Origin of the sequence: Acinetobacter vivianii, assembly GCF_014635885.1 — a bacterium.
Lineage (GTDB): Bacteria > Pseudomonadota > Gammaproteobacteria > Pseudomonadales > Moraxellaceae > Acinetobacter > Acinetobacter vivianii.
Genome location: NZ_BMDR01000003.1, coordinates 214,037 through 231,816, shown reverse-complemented (window position 1 = coordinate 231,816; position 17,780 = coordinate 214,037). Strand labels below are relative to the sequence as shown.

Sequence of the window (17,780 nt, the reverse complement as noted above, 5' to 3'; positions counted from 1 at the left end):
TGATTCATTAGTTTAGTGAAATGGAAAGTTTTTGTGCTTTACAAACTTTTTTGAGGGTGTAATAACTGAAAACACTTTAGATGGCGAAATGCACTGCGTCTTTAAAAAGAAAGGCGTATATTGCAAATCCGCCAGTAAAAATGTTTTCGCGAAGCATTGAACTTTAAATGAGTTGATCGGCAATATCGCAGAAAATGAATTGAATGTTTGTTGCTCGAAAGAGCCATGTTGAAAGAAGGGTACGCTATGCACATGCCATCGCCTAATACTGTAGCTCCCGCTCAAGGTTTATATCAGCCTGACGAGTTTAAGGATAACTGTGGTTTTGGTCTGATTGCCCACATGAAGGGTGAATCAAGCCATCATCTGGTCGAAACTGCGATTCACAGTTTAAGTTGCATGACGCACCGTGGTGGTATTGCCGCGGATGGTAAAACAGGAGATGGGTGCGGATTGTTATTGGCGATGCCGAAACAATTTTTCCGTGACGAAGCTCAGAAACTGGGAACCAACCTGACTGAGATTTTTGCTGCTGGTACGGTATTTTTAAATATTGATCCTGCTTTAGCGCAAAATGCGAAAAACATTTTAAATAAGGAAATCGAAGCTGCAGGCCTGACCGTTGCAGCATGGCGTGTCATTCCAACCAATAACGATGCCTTAGGTGAGATTGCACTTCAATCTTTACCTGCATTTGAACAGATTCTCGTGAACTGCCCAATGGGCTTAACCGAAGTTGAGTTTAACCGTAAGCTCTTCTTGGCTCGTCGTCGTGCAGAACAAAAATTACAAAATGATCCATTATTCTATGTGACTACATTAGCGACTACAGTGATCAGCTATAAAGGTCTCATGATGCCAGCAGCGATTGCTGACTTCTATACCGACTTGGGTGACGAGCGCTTAAAATCACATATCGTGGTGTTCCACCAACGTTTCTCGACCAATACCTTGCCACGTTGGCCATTGGCACAACCGTTCCGTTACCTTGCACATAATGGTGAGATTAATACCATTACGGCGAACCGTAACTGGGCATTGGCACGTACACCAAAATTTGAAAATGCATTACTTCCAGGTCTGACTGAGTTAAATCCGATCGTAAACCGTACAGGTTCGGATTCATCAAGCCTAGATAACATGCTTGAAATTCTTGTTGGCGGAGGCATGGATCTGTTCCGTGCACTCCGTATGCTCGTTCCACCAGCATGGCAAAACGTTGAAACTCTGGATGCTGACTTACGTGCCTTCTATGAATTCAACTCGAAACATATGGAAGCATGGGATGGCCCAGCAGGTCTGGTGATTCAGGATGGTCGTCATGCGATCTGTATGCTTGACCGTAATGGTTTACGTCCAGCGCGTTGGGTAATCACAAAAAATGATTACATCACACTTGCTTCTGAAATCGGCGTATGGGGTTATGAGCCAGAAGATGTCGTGTCTAAAGGTCGTGTTGGCCCTGGTCAAATCCTCGTAGTCGATACTTTAACTGGCAAAGTGCTTGATACTAAAGATGTCAGCAATCACCTGAAAAACATGCGTCCATACCGTGAATGGTTGCGTGATCATGCGATTCGCTTACAGGCAAATCCACAGCTTGAAGAGCAACTGGTGGATCAAGGTCTTACAGGTGATAAGTTAAAAGCAGCGCAAAAAATGTTCATGGTGACATTTGAAGAGCGCGATCAACTGTTACGTCCAATCGCAGAAAGCGGTCAGGAAGCTGTCGGTTCAATGGGCGATGATACCCCAATGGCGGTATTGTCTCGTCAAGTGCGCCATGTTTCTGACTATTTCCGTCAGCAGTTTGCTCAGGTCACCAACCCGCCAATCGATCCATTACGTGAATCGATCGTAATGTCACTGGAAACCTGTTTAGGCCGTGAACAGAACGTGTTCGAGCAAGGTCCAGAGCATGCCGACCGTATCATCATTTCAAGCCCTGTATTGTCTAATTCAAAAATGCAGCAGCTTCGCGATGTAGAAAAAGAGCGCGAAGGCTATGGCGTGGTTGATATTGATCTGAACTATGCTGAAACTGAAGGTTTACAAGCAGCAATCGCACGTATCTGTGAAGAATCAGCACAGGCAGTACGTGATGGCAAAACGCTGATTGTATTAACAGATAAAAACTTCCGTGAAGGTTTCTTGCCTGCAAACTCTGCATTGGCAACAGGTGCAGTACACCATCATTTGATTAAAACGGGTCTGCGTACTGATGCGAACATTTTAGTTGAAACTGGTTTTGCGCGTGATCCACATCAGTTTGCAGTATTGCTAGGCTTTGGTGCGACTGCGGTATATCCATATTTGGCTTATGATGTCATCAATGACTTGGTTGCTAAAGGCGAATTATTGGGTGACCCAATCCATTCACAAGCAAACTTCCGTAAAGGAATTGAGAAAGGCTTACTCAAAGTTCTTTCTAAAATGGGTATCTCGACGGTTGCCTCTTACCGTGGTGGTCAGTTATTTGAAGCAGTCGGTTTATCTTCTGAAGTGGTTGATAAATGTTTCCTTGGCGTACCAAGCCGTATTCAAGGTGCGACTTTTGCTGACCTTGAAAATGACCAGAAAAAATTGGCAACGACTGCTTGGCAGAACCGTAAGCCGATTGATCAAGGTGGTTTGCTTAAATTCGTATTTGGTAAAGAGTACCATGCGTTTAACCCAGACGTGATCAATGCCTTGCATAAAGCTGTACGTTCAGGCCAATATCAAGACTTTAAAGAATATGCAGAACTGGTTAATAACCGTCCAGTTGCAACGATTCGTGATTTATTCAAGTTAAAAACCACGGATGGAATTGCGATTGATCAGGTTGAAACGATTGAAGAAATTCTGCCACGTTTTGACTCTGCGGGTATGTCTTTAGGTGCATTATCACCAGAAGCACATGAAGCGATTGCGATTGCCATGAACACCATTGGTGGTCGTTCTAACTCGGGTGAGGGTGGTGAAGATCCTGCTCGTTATGGCACGATTCGTAACTCGAAAATCAAACAGATTGCATCAGGTCGTTTTGGTGTAACGCCAGCTTACCTAACATCTGCTGAAGTATTACAGATCAAAGTAGCACAAGGTGCAAAACCGGGTGAGGGTGGTCAGTTACCAGGTGGTAAAGTGAATGGCTTAATTGCACGTTTACGTTACTCAGTACCCGGTGTTACCTTGATTTCACCACCACCGCATCATGATATTTATTCGATTGAAGATTTATCGCAATTGATCTTTGACTTGAAACAGGTCAATCCTCAAGCGATGGTATCAGTCAAACTGGTATCTGAACCGGGTGTTGGAACAATTGCTGCGGGTGTTGCAAAAGCGTATGCCGACTTCATTACCATTTCAGGTTATGACGGTGGTACAGCGGCATCACCACTTTCATCGATTCACCATGCGGGTTCACCATGGGAATTGGGTCTAAGCGAAGCGCATCAAGCACTCCGTGTAAATGACTTGCGTGGCAAGGTTCGTGTACAAACCGATGGTGGTTTGAAAACGGGTCTGGATGTCATCAAGGCGGCTATTTTAGGTGCGGAAAGCTTCGGTTTCGGTTCTACGCCAATGATCGCATTAGGTTGTAAATACCTGCGTATCTGTCACTTGAACAACTGTGCAACGGGTGTTGCAACACAGCAAGATCATTTACGTCAGGAACACTATATTGGTGAACCTGAAATGCTGATCAACTTCTTCAAGTTTATTGCAGAAGAAACGCGTGAATGGTTGGCTGCATTGGGTGTTGCCTCACTGAAAGACTTGATTGGTCGTGTTGATTTACTCGAAGTATTACCGGGTGAAACAGACAAACATGCACATCTTGATCTCAGTGCATTATTAACCTCACATCCTGCTGCTGACGGTAAGGCGCAATATTGCCAAGTTCAGGGCAATGCACCATTTGATAAAGGTGTCTTGGCTGAGCAAATGGTGGCAGAAATGTTGCCAGCAATTGAAGCGGGTACAGGTGGTTCATTCAACTTCACTGTAGGTAACTGTGACCGTTCGATTGGTGCGCGTATCTCAGGTGAGATTGCACGTCGTTATGGCAATCTGGGTATGGAAAATAATCCAGTGGTCATGAACCTGATTGGTACTGCGGGTCAGTCACTCGGGGTATGGAATGCGGGTGGTTTGCATATCAAACTTGAAGGTGATGCCAACGACTATGTCGGTAAAGGTATGGCTGGCGGTCGTGTATCGATCTTCCCACCAAAAGGTTCGCCGTTCCAGACCCAAAATACCGCAATTATTGGTAACACCTGCTTATATGGTGCGACTGGCGGTAAAGTCTTTGCTGCGGGAACTGCGGGTGAGCGTTTCGCGGTTCGTAACTCAGGCGCATTTGCGGTTATTGAGGGTGCGGGCGACCACTGTTGTGAATATATGACGGGTGGTGTGGTTACCGTATTAGGTAAAGTGGGTCATAACTTCGGTGCAGGTATGACTGGTGGTTTTGCTTATGTACTCGACCTTGATAATGACTTTGTCGACTACTATAACCACGAACTTATTGATCTGAATCGTATCTCTACAGAAGCGATGGAAGACCATAAAGAAAACCTACTCCGTATTTTGGATGAACATATTCAAGAGACGGGTAGTGCATGGGCTTACAAGATCCGTAATGAGTTCGACTTCTATAGTCGTAAGTTCTGGCTGGTGAAACCAAAAGCTGCTAATTTACAGACGCTTTTGAAAACAACCCAAGCTGATCCACAATAATTCCACGACTGCATAGACATAGGCAGGTGCAGAGATGAGGGACATCGATGCGCCTACCCACGGAGAGAGACATGGCAGAGCGCCTTAATAATGACTTTCAATTTCTGGATGTAGCACGCCAAGATCCAGAGAAAAAAGATATTACTGTCCGCAAGGCAGAGTTTGTGGAAATTTATAAACCTTTTACTGCGGAAGTGGCTGCGAATCAGACCCACCGTTGTTTAGGGTGTGGTAACCCGTATTGTGAATGGAAATGTCCGGTACATAACTACATTCCAAACTGGTTAAAACTGATTGCAGAAGGCCAGATTTTCCAAGCGGCTGAACTTTGCCACCAAACCAACACCTTGCCAGAGGTTTGTGGTCGTGTGTGCCCGCAAGACCGTTTGTGTGAAGGTGCTTGTACCTTAAATGATGGTTTTGGTGCAGTCACCATTGGTAATGCTGAAAAATATATCAATGATACTGCTTTCGCTTTGGGCTGGCGTCCAGACATGTCTGGGGTAAAGTGGACCAATAAAAAAGTTGCGATTATTGGTGCAGGCCCAGCGGGCTTAGGTTGTGCGGATATTTTGGCGCGTGGTGGTGTAAAGCCAGTCGTATTTGATAAACGCCCTGAAATTGGTGGTTTGCTCACATTCGGTATTCCAGAATTTAAAATGGAAAAAGATGTGATGAAACGTCGTCGCGAAATCTTTACCGGTATGGGCATCGAGTTCCGCTTAAATACCGAGATTGGCGTTGATGTCACTATTGAACAATTGCTTGCTGAATACGATGCCGTGTTCATGGGCATGGGAACCTATACTTATATGAAAGGTGGTTTCCCAGGTGAAGACCTGAATGGTGTTTACGATGCATTAGACTTCCTGATTGCCAATGTCAACCGTTGCCAAGGCTGGGAAAAAGATCCAAGCGAATACATCAGTGTCGATGGCAAGAAAGTCATCGTATTGGGTGGTGGTGATACTGCGATGGACTGTAACCGTACTTCATTGCGTCAAGGTGCGCATGATGTCACTTGTGCTTACCGTCGTGACGAAAGCAACATGCCAGGTTCTGCGCGCGAAGTAAAAAATGCCTATGAAGAGGGTGTTAAATTCCTGTTCAACCGTCAGCCAATCGAGATTGTGGGTGAGAATGGCAAAGTGACAGGTGTTAAAGTGGTGACTACCCAAATGGGTGAGCCTGATAGCCGTGGTCGCCGTAGCCCTGAGCCTGTTCCTGGTTCAGAGGAAATCTTGCCAGCAGATGCGGTATTGCTTGCCTTCGGTTTCCGCCCAAGCCCAGCAGACTGGTTTGGTGGTGCAAATGTGAGCCTCGATGGTTCAGGCCGCGTTGTTGCTGCGGAACAACAAGAATTCAAGTTCCAGACCTCGAATCCAAAAATCTTCGCAGGTGGTGACATGGTACGTGGTTCTGATCTGGTTGTGACTGCAATCTGGGAAGGTCGCCAAGCAGCTGAAGGTATTCTGGATTATCTTGGCGTTTAATCAATACAAGATAGAATCTATTGAAATAAAGCCTGCTTAATGCAGGCTTTATTTTTTCATCTTGTCATTTTGGTAGTTTTGGCAAATCTTCTAAGCTTTTTTGCCCTGTCCTAGATGTTTGTACAGCGCAATACTCGAAGACGGACTATAAAATGAACAAGGTAATCACGATGGCCCTTGCAAATGCGAATGTAGAAAAAAGCTATTTAAATCGCCCCAAAGCGTTGGGGATTACCGTGCGTCGTTTGCAATTTAATCCAGAAAAAATCAAACGCCATTATTTTGCCAATTCACCTGTCATGTCACATCTACTGACCGCACTTTCTTCGACCTTCCCAATTGGCGAACAGTACTTTGTGAATAGCGTCCGTAATGTTCGTGACAAAGTCAAAGATCCACAATTACAGGCACAAATTGCGGCCTTTATTGGGCAAGAAGCGATGCATTCCAAAGCGCATACCGAGTTTAATGATGCATGGCGACGGGATGATTATAATTTAGACCGTTTTCAGGCATGGCTGGCGAAACGGGATGATCTGCTCCGCAATATTCATCCTAAATTACAGTTGGCTTTGACCTGTGCTTTTGAACATTTCACTGCAATGTTAGGCGGCTATATTCTGAAACATCCAGAAATTTTAAGTACGCTGGATGATGATGCCATGAAATTGTGGGTATGGCATGCCATTGAAGAAATTGAGCATCGTTCCGTAGCTTTTGATGTCTATCAGGAAGTCTATGGTGATGACCGTATCCGCCGTTTACTGATGCGTAGTGTGACTACAGGCTTTGCCAGCCTCACTTTTTATGCGACTTCACGACTCATCTGGCAGGACAAATGGAAAAGCTTGCCAAAGCTGGGTGGCAATCTGTTTGGCACTTACTTATTGGCGAAAATGTTGATTCAATTGATTCCAGAGTATTTGTCCTATTATCAGGCCGATTTTCATCCTGCAAAACATGATTACACGCAATTGGTCAATTACTGGAAAGCGCGTATGGCGGATGAATATGGGATGGTGAGTTTTCAGGAGGGAACAGCTTCTCAACTGTATAGTTAACCAACCTATTTAAAAATAAAGTTTGCTTAGCATGGCATTACATCAATATCGTTGAGTAATGCCTTTTTTATTTAAACAGTTATAAATCAACTTTAATAAATGTTACACAGCCAGCAAAAAATCACATTACAATGAACTATCGCAAAAATATAAAGAAAAACCTGAGGATAAATTTTTATGAAAGCAATTAAGCAAACAGCACTCGCAACCGTATTGGCAAGCACACTCCTGTTCACAGGTTGTGGTTATAACACTTTGCAAGTGAAAGATGAGGCGGTAAGCGCATCTTGGTCTGAAGTACAGAACCAGTATCAACGCCGTGCTGACCTTGTGCCGAATCTGGTCAATGTCGTGAAAGGCTATGCCAAACATGAAGAACAAGTGCTGACTGAGGTGACTCAGGCGCGTTCGAATGTTGCAGGCTTGAAAGTCGATAAAGAAGTGCTGGAAGATCCTGCATTATTTGAGAAATATCAGCAGGCACAAAGCCAATTGACGGGTGCTTTGTCACGTTTGATCGCAGTTTCAGAGAATTATCCTGACCTGAAAGCCAATGAGCAGTTCCGTGACCTTCAAGCTCAGTTGGAAGGCACTGAAAACCGTATTGCGGTTGCCCGTAACCGTTATATTACAACCGTTCAGGACTATAACGGCTATGTACGTCAATTCCCTCAAGCCTTGACAGCTAAAGTGATTGGCATGAAAACCAAAGAAAACTTCAAGGCGGAACAGTCTGCTCAACAAGCACCAACAGTTTCATTTAACTAAGTTCTGAAATTGTTTTTAAATGTTGGGGAGTGACCGTATGTTAGAAGCGTTACAGCAAAGATTAAAACAGCAGCTTTTGCCTGCCTTGTTACTCGTTTTTGCGACACTTTGTTTTCAACATACGGTTTGGGCCGAGATTGCAACTGCAACGGATCAAAGTGATCTGGTGGTTGCAGGCAAAATTATTCAGGAACAGCAAAAGAATAAGCCCGCACCTTCGACTACATCGAATACTGAAACACCTGTATTGCCCAAAGTTGCTGATGACATGGCTGAAGGTGAATCCATACGTGGATTGCCGAGCTTAAATCAGCCCGTTATTGATCAGGCTAAGATATTGAGTGATGCTGAAATGCAGCAGCTCAATCAGAAAATCCTGAGTCTTTATCAACAAGGTAAGGCTCAAGTTGGTGTGATTATTGTACCGACCACGGGACAAGAAGCGATCTTTGATTTTGCACTCCGTGCTGGGGAAAAATGGCAACTGGGTTCAGCCAAACGTGATAATGGTTTGCTGATGGCGATTGCGGTAAATGACCGTAATATCCAGATCTTGACTGGTTATGGTCTGGAAGGTGTACTGCCAGATCTGGTGCTGAGCCGAATTATTCGAAATCAGATCACACCTTATTTTAAACAAGGTCAATATGCACAGGGCATTTCAGCGGGTTTAGATGAAATCACCCGTATTGTGAATTTAGATCCTGAAATTGCCCAGCAAGCTGCTCAAGAGTTAAAAGACCGTCATGAGCAGGCCTTACATGCGCAACAAGCCAAAGACAATACTCTCACCATGGCCTTATTTATCCTGATTGCGGGTGTGGTCGGGTCTTTTATTGTGGGGAATCGTTTAAGTGCTTCAACGGCTGCCGTGGCAGCAACGGTCGCTGGCCTTGTGAATGGTGCAGGTCTGGTAATGAGCTTGTTACTTGGTGTCGGGATCTTCTTTTTATTGATTACTTCACTCGCGCAACTGATTTTCCAGATGTTCTTGTCAGGTGGTGGCCGCGGAGGCGGTGGTGGTGGAGGTTTTGGCGGCAGCGGCGGTGGCTATAGTGGCGGCGGTGGTAGCTTTGGCGGGGGAGGAGCATCAGGCTCATGGTAACCAAGACAGATACAACACAGATTATTACCCAGCCAAAACTGGATGAGCATGTTCAACCAAGTTTGAAACGTTGGTTTAAGCATTTCCTCTATGTCTCCTCGGCGCATCGTTATTTTAGCAAGCAAGACCGAACCGAGATTGCCAAAGCGGTACAGCAGGCGGAAAAAGGCCATGTAGGTGAAATACAGGTGGTGATCGAAGGACATATCCCATGTTCGCAAGCCTATCAGCAAAATACCCGCTTACGGGCGCAGCAACTATTTGCAGAACTGGGTGTTTGGGATACTGAACTGAATAGTGGTGTATTGCTGTATTTGAACCTGTGCGAGCGTAAAGTTGAAATTGTGATTGATCGTGGCTTAAAAAATGCCACCCAAACTGAAATCTGGAATGGAATTTGCCAAAGTATTGTGTTGTTGCTGGCTCAAAAGCAATATCTGCAAGCGGTGACCAACGGGGTGACAGAAATTGGGCAGATTCTAGATCAGTATTATGTAAAATCAGACCTGAATGATCAAAATGAATTACCAAATGAACCGATCATTTTAAATTAAGTTCGGTTTTTAATTTTCATCAAAAATCTGGCTTGTTATTTTAGAAAAAATAAATTATTGTGCAGACTATTCTGTATAGATGAATTTCTGAATCACAAGCCTTCTTATCGGCTTCCGATAAACGGCAAGAAATAATAAAAAATAATTGAAATAAATTTTGTGTGATTCAGGTCGCTCAATTTAAATACAATTAGAAAATAGTCAAATTTGATATCTAAAAAAATGAATAATAAAGCAGTAAAGCTGACGTTATTTGTCATTTTTTTTCTTAAAATGTCTAAATTGCTCTGCTTTTATCCAACATGAAAATTTTTTAAGTCCCTGTTTTTTTAGAGTAAAATTGGCTAAGCTAAGGACTGGCATAAAACATGCTAAATACTAAGTAGCTGAAAAAAGCTTATAAAAAATATCCATTGGAGAAATGTTATGAAATCAATGCAAAAGGGTTTTACTCTTATCGAATTGATGATCGTTGTAGCGATCATTGGTATTTTGGCGGCAATCGCGATTCCAGCATATCAGGATTATATTACGCGTGGACAAGTATCAGAAGCAGTAACCTTGGCAGGTGGTTTAAAAACTCCTTTAGCTGAATATGGTGCGGATAAAAATAAATGGCCTGTAAAATTAGTTGCGCCAGGAGAAACTCCTGTAGCGGAACAATTGAATGCAACTTTAACTGGAAAATATTCTGCAGTTAATGACACTATCACTGGAGACTATCCAGCAGGTGTAATTACGGCAAAAATGACTTCTGGTAAAGCAGCAGAGACTGGTAAAGAGACATTAACGTATACAACTGCTGATGGTGGTTCTACATGGGCTTGTGGTAATACGACTGTTGGTACTGCAGTAGGTAAAGATACAACCATTCTTGCTAAATACTTACCAAATGCTTGTAAGCCTTAATATTTAAATGAATATTAAAAAAGACCTTTCGAGGTCTTTTTTAATATAAAATTACTATAAAGGGGGGCTATAAGTGAACTGGACACAAAGACTATATGCAGCGGCTGTTCATAGTATATTTTCATTAATTTTATTATCCATTGCTTTATTCTTTGTATTTTATCTTTGGTATCCTTTTCCTTTGGATAAGGCAATGGGAGTTGGGAGTATATTCTGGATCATCTTATCAATTGATTTGATTCTTGGTCCTTTACTGACTTTTGCCATTTTTAATCTTAAGAAAAAAGAATTAAAAATAGATTTATTAATCATTATTATGATTCAGTTGGCTGCATATTTATATGGTCTACATACTGTAGCTCAAGGTCGCCCGGTTTTTAATGTATTTGTCATAGATGATATTGAGTTTGTCCGGGCTGTAGACTTAAAGTATGAGTCTAATATAAAAATAGATAAAAATTTTGAGACCAGTTTACTTATGAAACCCCGTTGGGTGAGTGCTGTGTATTCTTCTGATCTAGAGATTGCAAAGCAACAGAAACAGGACGAGTTGTTTGGTAAGAGCCTAGCTAGTAGACCTGAAACATATCAGCCAATACAAGCAAGAAGTGAGCAAATTAAGAAAAAGGTACGCCCTTTAAATACTTTATTTGCTGTTAACTCTAAAGCAGAAGTTGAAGAAATATTTACAAAATATCATTCTGCAAAATTAATAGGATTTTTACCCGCTAAAGGTCTTGAGGAAGATATGGTAGTATTAGTTAATCAAAACGCTCAGCCTATTGCGATTGTCGATTTAAGACCATGGTGATAAAAGAAAGTTAAATATCGACGAAAAATGTCATTAATGTTTTTATTAACTTGTTGATTTTATTGGTTAATAAAAGATGGTATATATGTTGCATTAAAATAAAAAAATGCATGGGTCAGAGCAATGAATATACGCTCCAAAGGTTTTACTTTGATTGAATTAATGATTGTTGTAGCTATTATTGGAATTTTAGCTGCTATTGCGGTTCCAGCATATCGTGATTATATAACTCGTGCACAAGTTTCTGAAGCAATTATACTTGGGTCTGGAATGAAGTCTGCTTTAGGAGATTATGGTTGGAATTATGCTACTTGGCCCACAAAATTTGTTGGAGTAAATGTAGTGCCTAATAGTGGTGAAGTTAATGTTACTCTGGTCGGTAAATATTCAGAGATGAGTGATTCTGTTATAGGAAATTATCCTACTGGTCGGATAACCATGACAATGACGACAGGAGTAGCGAATGGACAAACTATTTTTTTTGAAACAACAGATGGCGCTGCAACATGGACATGTACGCCAGGGACGTTAAATGCTAAATATAGACCTAACGCTTGTAGATAGAGCTTTTATTTACATGGCCGTTCTTATTAACAAAGAAAAAGGCGAAGTGGTTAAGATTGTTGACTTACGTCAGTGAAAGTAAATTGTAGTTTTTATCTAATATTCGATTTCTATCTCGAGGCTTAACGATATAATTCGCTAGGCCTTTTTTCATGTATGACCTATGCAATTTTTATGCTTTTTACTTGCCAGCATCTTGTTTAGTTTTGCCTGGCTATCCCCAGTCCATACTTATCCCTGGGTGACTTTTTCCAGTGAACTGGCGAGCTTTGGTGGTGGCGTGGCGTTACTTGCCTTGCTGTTCAATAAAAATGTAAAAATCCCGCGTCCTCAAATCTTGATGTTGGGTATAGCTCTTATTCCGCTATGCCAGTGGGCTTTTGGTTTAATTACTGATTTCAGTACAGCATTCCTTAGCTCCGCTTATCTCTTTGTATTCTGGTTAATGATCATTGCGGGCTATAACTTAAGCCTGCAAGCGGAGCAACGGGAACGCATCATGCTGGGCGTAAGCTATCTCTTGCTGAGTATTTCTTTTGTCAGTGCGATTATGGCCATCGTACAGTGGTTAAATCTCGAAGCCTATATTGATGGAATTATACAGCTCAAAACCAGACGACCTTATGCCAATTTTGGACAACCGAATAATCTGGCAACCTTTTTAATTATGGGCTTGATGGGCGGCTTGTATTTATATGAAAAAAGAAGGCTGACCTTATGGTTATTAATCCCCGCGAGCTTGGTCACACTATTTGCAATCACATTGACTCAATCAAGAACCTCTTGGGTGGTCTGTATTTTCCTGTTCTTTTACTGGATTTATAAGCAATACAAAAACTCACCTCGATTTAATTTCCCAAGATTATTGCTTTGGGTAGGGCTGTATTTTGTTATTGCGGGCTACTTATTGCCTGTTCTGACACAGCTTTTAAGCTCAAGTATCGATACGGGTGTGACTCAAACAGCATCCATTGCGCAACGTGCAGGTTCGGGACATGAACGACTTGGTATGTGGGTACAGATCTTACATGCAATCGCTGACAAGCCTTGGTTTGGTTATGGCTGGAGTCAAACCAGCATAGCGGTGGTTGAGAGTATTCATTTTAATACTGTACAAGTCTGGTTTAACAGTGCGCATAATGTGTTGCTCGATTTACTGGTCTGGAACGGTGTGCCTCTGGGGCTGTTGATTATTGGCTATATCTCATTATGGTTATTCTGGCTCAATAAAAATGCTAAGGATATCACCTCGATCATTGCGATTTTGATGGTCTGTGCAATCCTGATTCATGCGATGCTCGAGTTTCCACAACGCTATGCATATTTCTTGCTGCCAATGGGCTTCTTGCTAGGACTTATTCAGGCGCAGACTCCGAAGTTAAAAGGAGTGACGGTCAATAAGAATGTCATTCGCTTTGTTGGCATGTGTGCACTTATCGTTGTATTGCTGATTTGGCGTGACTATAAGCTTTATCAGGACAATAGCCGTCTGGTCTTTAAAAACCAACAGCCGACAGCAGAAGTTTTGGGAAGTTCTAAAATTTTAGTTTTGACCCAGTTCCAGCAACGTCTTGACTGGATTGCATTAAAGCCACAGGTAGAGATGTCTGAGGCTGATTTAACACTGCTTGGGGAGATGGTGAAGAATAAAGCCACACCATACAACTTGAAGAAGTATGCGCAGTTACTGGCTTACAATCAAAAGTTAGAGGAAGCAGAGCAACAGCTGGTTGTGTTGAGACAGCTGTATAAACAAAAGGTGAGTCTGGCAGACATCATCGAATTAAATAAAAAGGCGCAGGTCAAAAAGTCTTAAATTAGGCTTTTTGCAATAAAAAAACCAAAGCAATGCTTTGGTTTTTTTATTTGGGATATTTTTAAATCTGGCTTTGAATATAGTTTTCAATACCCACATTTTCAACCAGATCAAGTTGTGTATCGAGCCAGTCCCAATATTCTTCTTCTTTCTCTAGAATTTCCTGAACTAAATCACGGGTGACATAATCTTGTTCCGCTTCAGCAAGTTCAACCGCTTGCTTGATTGCTTCAATATTTTCTTTCACTTTGCGAATATCGCAGTTTAGAACTTCTTCGGTGTGTTGACCGATGTAGAGTTTGCCTAAATGCTGTAGGTTCGGTAAACCTTCCAAAAATAAAATACGCTCGATGACTTTGTCAGCGTGTTTCATTTGACGGATCGATTCTTTGTATTCGGCTGAACCTAACTGCTCAATACCCCAATCATTAAACATACGAGAGTGTAAGAAATATTGGTTAATGGCGGTTAAATGGTGGTAAAGCACCTGATTCAGTTGGTTGATAACTTCGCGATTGCCTTTCATTGCGTTTACTCCAAAAACACCAAGTGTTGATGCCCTAGTAGCTAAGGCAATTTATCTTATATTAATCAACAAATAATGTTCTGGCGAGTAATTTATAGAACGGCAAATGAAAATCACAATCATAAGTGGAGTATTTGAAACTCCGTAACATCATTATAGAAATATGATTTTCATAAAAAAACCGCTGGATGAGGAACTTAAAAGTTCTGCAAGAAGCGGTGGAGTCGTAAAAGATGCGGTAAATTAAGAGGTAATTTTTAAACTAAATCAGGCTGCGATGGAAATGCGTGCTGCAATTTCAGAAAGCTCATCACTAATAATTGCGCGTGCTTCAGGTGCACAACGACCACAACACGTGCCTAGGTCGAGTAGGTCACGGATTTCACGATAGCTTTCAGCGCCGTTTGCAACAGCGTCTTTGATATCCTGATCTGTAATTCCACGACATAAACAGACATACATGGGAGTGATCCACAAATATAAATGCGATAATTGATATTATTGATAATTATTATCGTTTGTCAATGAATTTCATTCTAAGTGGTAGAATATGTTTATTGGGAATTTGAATAAAAAAATACCGCTTTATCGGCGGTATTTTGAGTGTTTTTTATCTTATTGATAACTATAAGTTAAAAATATCTTATGGAATGATCACAATCCCATCCATTTCGACCAGTGCGCCTTTTGGCAGGCTGGCAACACCGAGTGCTGCACGTGCTGGGTAGGGTTGAGCAAAATATTCGCCCATAATCTGATTCACGAGTTGGAAGTGAGATAGATCAGTCAGAAAGATGTTGAGTTTGGCAATGTCTGCCAAGCTACCGCCAGCAGCAGTACAGACTGCTTTCAGATTATCAAATACACGACGGATTTGAGCTTCAATTCCTTCTACAAGTTCCATACTGTACGGATCTAAGCCAATCTGGCCTGATAGATAGAGCGTGTTGCCAACAAGAATTGCCTGAGAATATGTTCCGATAGCAGCAGGGGCGTGTTCAGTATGAATAACTTGACGTGACATTAAGCTCTCCTAAGTCCTATGTTTTCTCTTAAACAATGCGACTTTAACACAAAAGCGCAGACACGAAAGGGCTGAATACTGTTTAGTCGCTGTTGTTTGAATTTATTCTTGAGTTTTTTATTGCGGTCACATGCTTGTGATTGATGTTGCAGCCGTACTGTTGGCTTAATTCACTGTTTCGGCTTTAGTCACTTCAGGTTGCACGATTGGCATGTTCAGGCGCTCGATACGAGGGAAACCGAAGTGCATACGTAAGTCACGAATGATTTGTGCGATCTGATTACGGTTGCTGACGACGATGTTGACATAGGTTTTATGATCTTGAGATTGAACCATTTCAACACCTGTTTTGGCTTTACGGCATTGATAGATCAGGTCGGAAATTTGTTCATCATTCATTTCCATATGAATGCATAGGTAGGCGCTAAAGCGGACATCATCAATTTCTTCAGATTGCCAGTTGAGCGGCATAATATTTTCTGGATGTAGATGTTGTTCATGCAATAAATTACGACAACGTGAGCGATGCACGATTAAACCACGTCGTGATAAGTGCCCTTGAATCGGATCGCCCAAAACAGGATTACAACAATGTGCATATTTTACATCGACGCCTTCTGTACCCACGATGAGGCGGTCAGAAGCTTCCTGATGCTGTGAATAGTCTTGCGAAAATAAATGATTTGCAACCAGTTGAGGTAGTAAATCACCCACTGCAATTTGTTCAAAAAGCGTATCTTTACTGCTGACATGACGCCATTCCAGAACATTGATCCAGTCAGTTGGTGAAAGATCGTTGATCGAGCGCTGGAACAGCTTTAAGGCACGGTTTAGAGCTTGCTGGCCCACCAGACGTTGTTCATCAATATCTTGTTCACGCAGCATGTTCTGTAAGGCACGACGGGCTTTTTGGGTGTTAATAAAGCTGAGCCAGTCCGGATTTGGTGTCGCAAGGACATCGGTAATGATCTCGACCACTTGTCCGCTATGCAACGGTGTCGATAAAGGACGGATTTCTCCATCTACTTTAGCACCTACGGCGTGGTTGCCTAAAAATAGGCTAGCTGAGTAGGCAAAATCAACAACGGTTGCGCCTTGCGGTAATTCGTGTAATTGCCCATGTGGGGTATAGACCCAGATTTTTTCTTGGTGTAAATAATCAAGTAAGTCGCTAAACGTTGTTTTCGCGCAACCACTATCGATCAATGTATTCAGATTCTGCATCGATGCTTGAATCGCAGAACGGCAGGCCTGTGGCGCATTTTCCCCAAGGACTACCCCGAAACGCGCAGCTTTACGCATCAGTTCGGTTTGAATGGTCAAGGAAAGCGTGGTTTTCTCACCTTTCAGCTTGATCATTAAGGACTGGTTGCCGCCAGGGAGTGGACGACGAATATGATCGCTATATTGTAAAACCTGAAAATTATCTTTGAGCGCATCGACTAAACGGTCACAGTCAGCGATGCTTTGTAAAATAATTTCAAAGGCATGGCTATGGCTGAGTTCATTCAGGTCGATTTCATTTTTAACAAAGTGGCGGAGTAATTCGATATTGTTATTTTTCTTTTTAATACGACCTTTTAAGTCATGGTTTTTTAACAGGTCAGTCAGTTTCTGTTCCCAGATCGCCTGATATTCACAACGTTTTGGTTTGGTTTCTAATAATGCGGTTTGCACATCATTAAACATATCCAGATCAAGATTTTGATAGCAGAGATGTTCAAGGTTGTCTGCCATTTCATTCATACCGACCAGACGTGCCATCGGTACAAAAATATCAAAAGTTTCCTGCGCAATACGCGCGCGTTTATCGGGACGGAGCGCGCCCAAGGTGGTCATATTATGATAGCGGTCTGCCAGTTTAATAATAATGACACGCGGATCTTGTAGCGTTGCTTGCAGAATTTTTCGGAATGATGCGGCTTTGTTATATTCTTTATCGCTGGAATGGCTAAGTTTGGTGACACCATCGACCAGCTCGGCAACCACCAGACCATATTTTTGCCCGATTTCATCTTTGGTAAATTCAGTATCTTCAATTACGTCATGCAGTAAAGCTGCCATGAGTGTATCCGCATCCAGACGCATATGCGCGAGGATACAACTGACTGCAATCGGGTGTAATACATAGGGTTCACCGCTTTTACGGGTAATACCGCTATGGGCTAAATCAGCAAAATCGCAGGCAGCAAGCACACGTTGAACGTCGCTATCCTTGAGATAGGCTTCAATGATGACTTTGAGCTGTTGCTTGGCTTGGCTGACTTCTTCGCCTGGCATATAACACCTTTTTAACATGAATTCAGTAATGAATAAGCTTATCTTCTAATGAAAAGCAAATTGCAAAGCTTGTCAATTTGTTCATTATAAAAACTCGTAAATTTTTTCAATGAAGTATATTGTTTTTACCAATATAAC

Annotated in this window: 14 protein-coding genes; 10 read left to right on the top strand and 4 right to left on the bottom strand. The window is 42.2% G+C overall.

All coding sequences use genetic code 11. The features are described 5' to 3' along the window. Nucleotides 1-252: 252 nt before the first annotated feature. The 10 genes from gltB to IEV36_RS07615 all read left to right on the top strand — a co-directional run bounded on the left by gltB (nt 253) and on the right by IEV36_RS07615 (nt 13,812). Nucleotides 253-4,731, top strand: a complete 4,479-nt coding sequence (gltB, locus tag IEV36_RS07660; RefSeq protein ID WP_171067998.1) for a glutamate synthase large subunit — start codon at nt 253-255, stop codon at nt 4,729-4,731. A gap of 71 nt (nt 4,732-4,802) precedes the next feature. Then, nucleotides 4,803-6,224 carry a glutamate synthase small subunit GltD family protein gene (locus IEV36_RS07655; RefSeq protein WP_004776047.1) on the top strand — a complete coding sequence of 474 codons (1,422 nt, stop codon included), beginning with the start codon at nt 4,803-4,805 and terminating at the stop codon, nt 6,222-6,224. Between the two features lie 170 nt (nt 6,225-6,394). Next, nucleotides 6,395-7,285 carry a metal-dependent hydrolase gene (locus IEV36_RS07650; protein WP_004776045.1) on the top strand — a complete coding sequence of 297 codons (891 nt, stop codon included), beginning with the start codon at nt 6,395-6,397 and terminating at the stop codon, nt 7,283-7,285. A 177-nt stretch (nt 7,286-7,462) separates the two neighbouring features. After that, the gene (locus tag IEV36_RS07645) at nt 7,463-8,053 is read left to right on the top strand and encodes a LemA family protein (RefSeq protein WP_004776042.1); all 591 of its coding nucleotides are present in this window, start codon (nt 7,463-7,465) and stop codon (nt 8,051-8,053) included. 37 nt (nt 8,054-8,090) lie between these two features. After that, a complete protein-coding gene (locus IEV36_RS07640) occupies nt 8,091-9,158 on the top strand; it encodes a TPM domain-containing protein (protein ID WP_005259982.1) in 1,068 nt (355 codons plus the stop codon). Continuing rightward, nucleotides 9,152-9,712 carry a TPM domain-containing protein gene (locus IEV36_RS07635; RefSeq protein ID WP_005227635.1) on the top strand — a complete coding sequence of 187 codons (561 nt, stop codon included), beginning with the start codon at nt 9,152-9,154 and terminating at the stop codon, nt 9,710-9,712. Before IEV36_RS07640 ends, IEV36_RS07635 begins: the two co-directional genes overlap by 7 nt. A 435-nt stretch (nt 9,713-10,147) precedes the next feature. Further along, nucleotides 10,148-10,621 carry a pilin gene (locus IEV36_RS07630; RefSeq protein WP_373869380.1) on the top strand — a complete coding sequence of 158 codons (474 nt, stop codon included), beginning with the start codon at nt 10,148-10,150 and terminating at the stop codon, nt 10,619-10,621. Nucleotides 10,622-10,694: 73 nt separating this feature from the next. Beyond that, entirely contained in the window at nt 10,695-11,432 is a 738-nt protein-coding gene (gene tfpZ / locus IEV36_RS07625) for a TfpX/TfpZ family type IV pilin accessory protein (protein ID WP_005259977.1), read from the top strand. 123 nt (nt 11,433-11,555) lie between these two features. Next, entirely contained in the window at nt 11,556-11,996 is a 441-nt protein-coding gene (locus IEV36_RS07620; protein WP_005259976.1) for a pilin, read from the top strand. Nucleotides 11,997-12,159: 163 nt separating this feature from the next. Further along, a complete protein-coding gene (locus tag IEV36_RS07615) occupies nt 12,160-13,812 on the top strand; it encodes a PglL family O-oligosaccharyltransferase (RefSeq protein WP_005259974.1) in 1,653 nt (550 codons plus the stop codon). 61 nt (nt 13,813-13,873) lie between these two features. On the opposite strand, the gene bfr is transcribed toward IEV36_RS07615, so the two are convergent. The 4 genes from bfr to IEV36_RS07595 all read right to left on the bottom strand — a co-directional run bounded on the left by bfr (nt 13,874) and on the right by IEV36_RS07595 (nt 17,642). Then, nucleotides 13,874-14,338, bottom strand: coding sequence for a heteropolymeric bacterioferritin subunit Bfr (gene bfr / locus IEV36_RS07610; protein ID WP_004657459.1), 465 nt, complete (start codon nt 14,336-14,338; stop codon nt 13,874-13,876). Between the two features lie 267 nt (nt 14,339-14,605). Further along, nucleotides 14,606-14,800 carry a bacterioferritin-associated ferredoxin gene (locus IEV36_RS07605; protein ID WP_005259971.1) on the bottom strand — a complete coding sequence of 65 codons (195 nt, stop codon included), beginning with the start codon at nt 14,798-14,800 and terminating at the stop codon, nt 14,606-14,608. Between the two features lie 181 nt (nt 14,801-14,981). Further along, nucleotides 14,982-15,362, bottom strand: a complete 381-nt coding sequence (gene ridA / locus IEV36_RS07600) for a deaminase RidA (RefSeq protein WP_004657462.1) — start codon at nt 15,360-15,362, stop codon at nt 14,982-14,984. A 165-nt stretch (nt 15,363-15,527) separates the two neighbouring features. Continuing rightward, entirely contained in the window at nt 15,528-17,642 is a 2,115-nt protein-coding gene (locus IEV36_RS07595) for a RelA/SpoT family protein (RefSeq protein WP_005259968.1), read from the bottom strand. Nucleotides 17,643-17,780 lie beyond the last annotated feature (138 nt).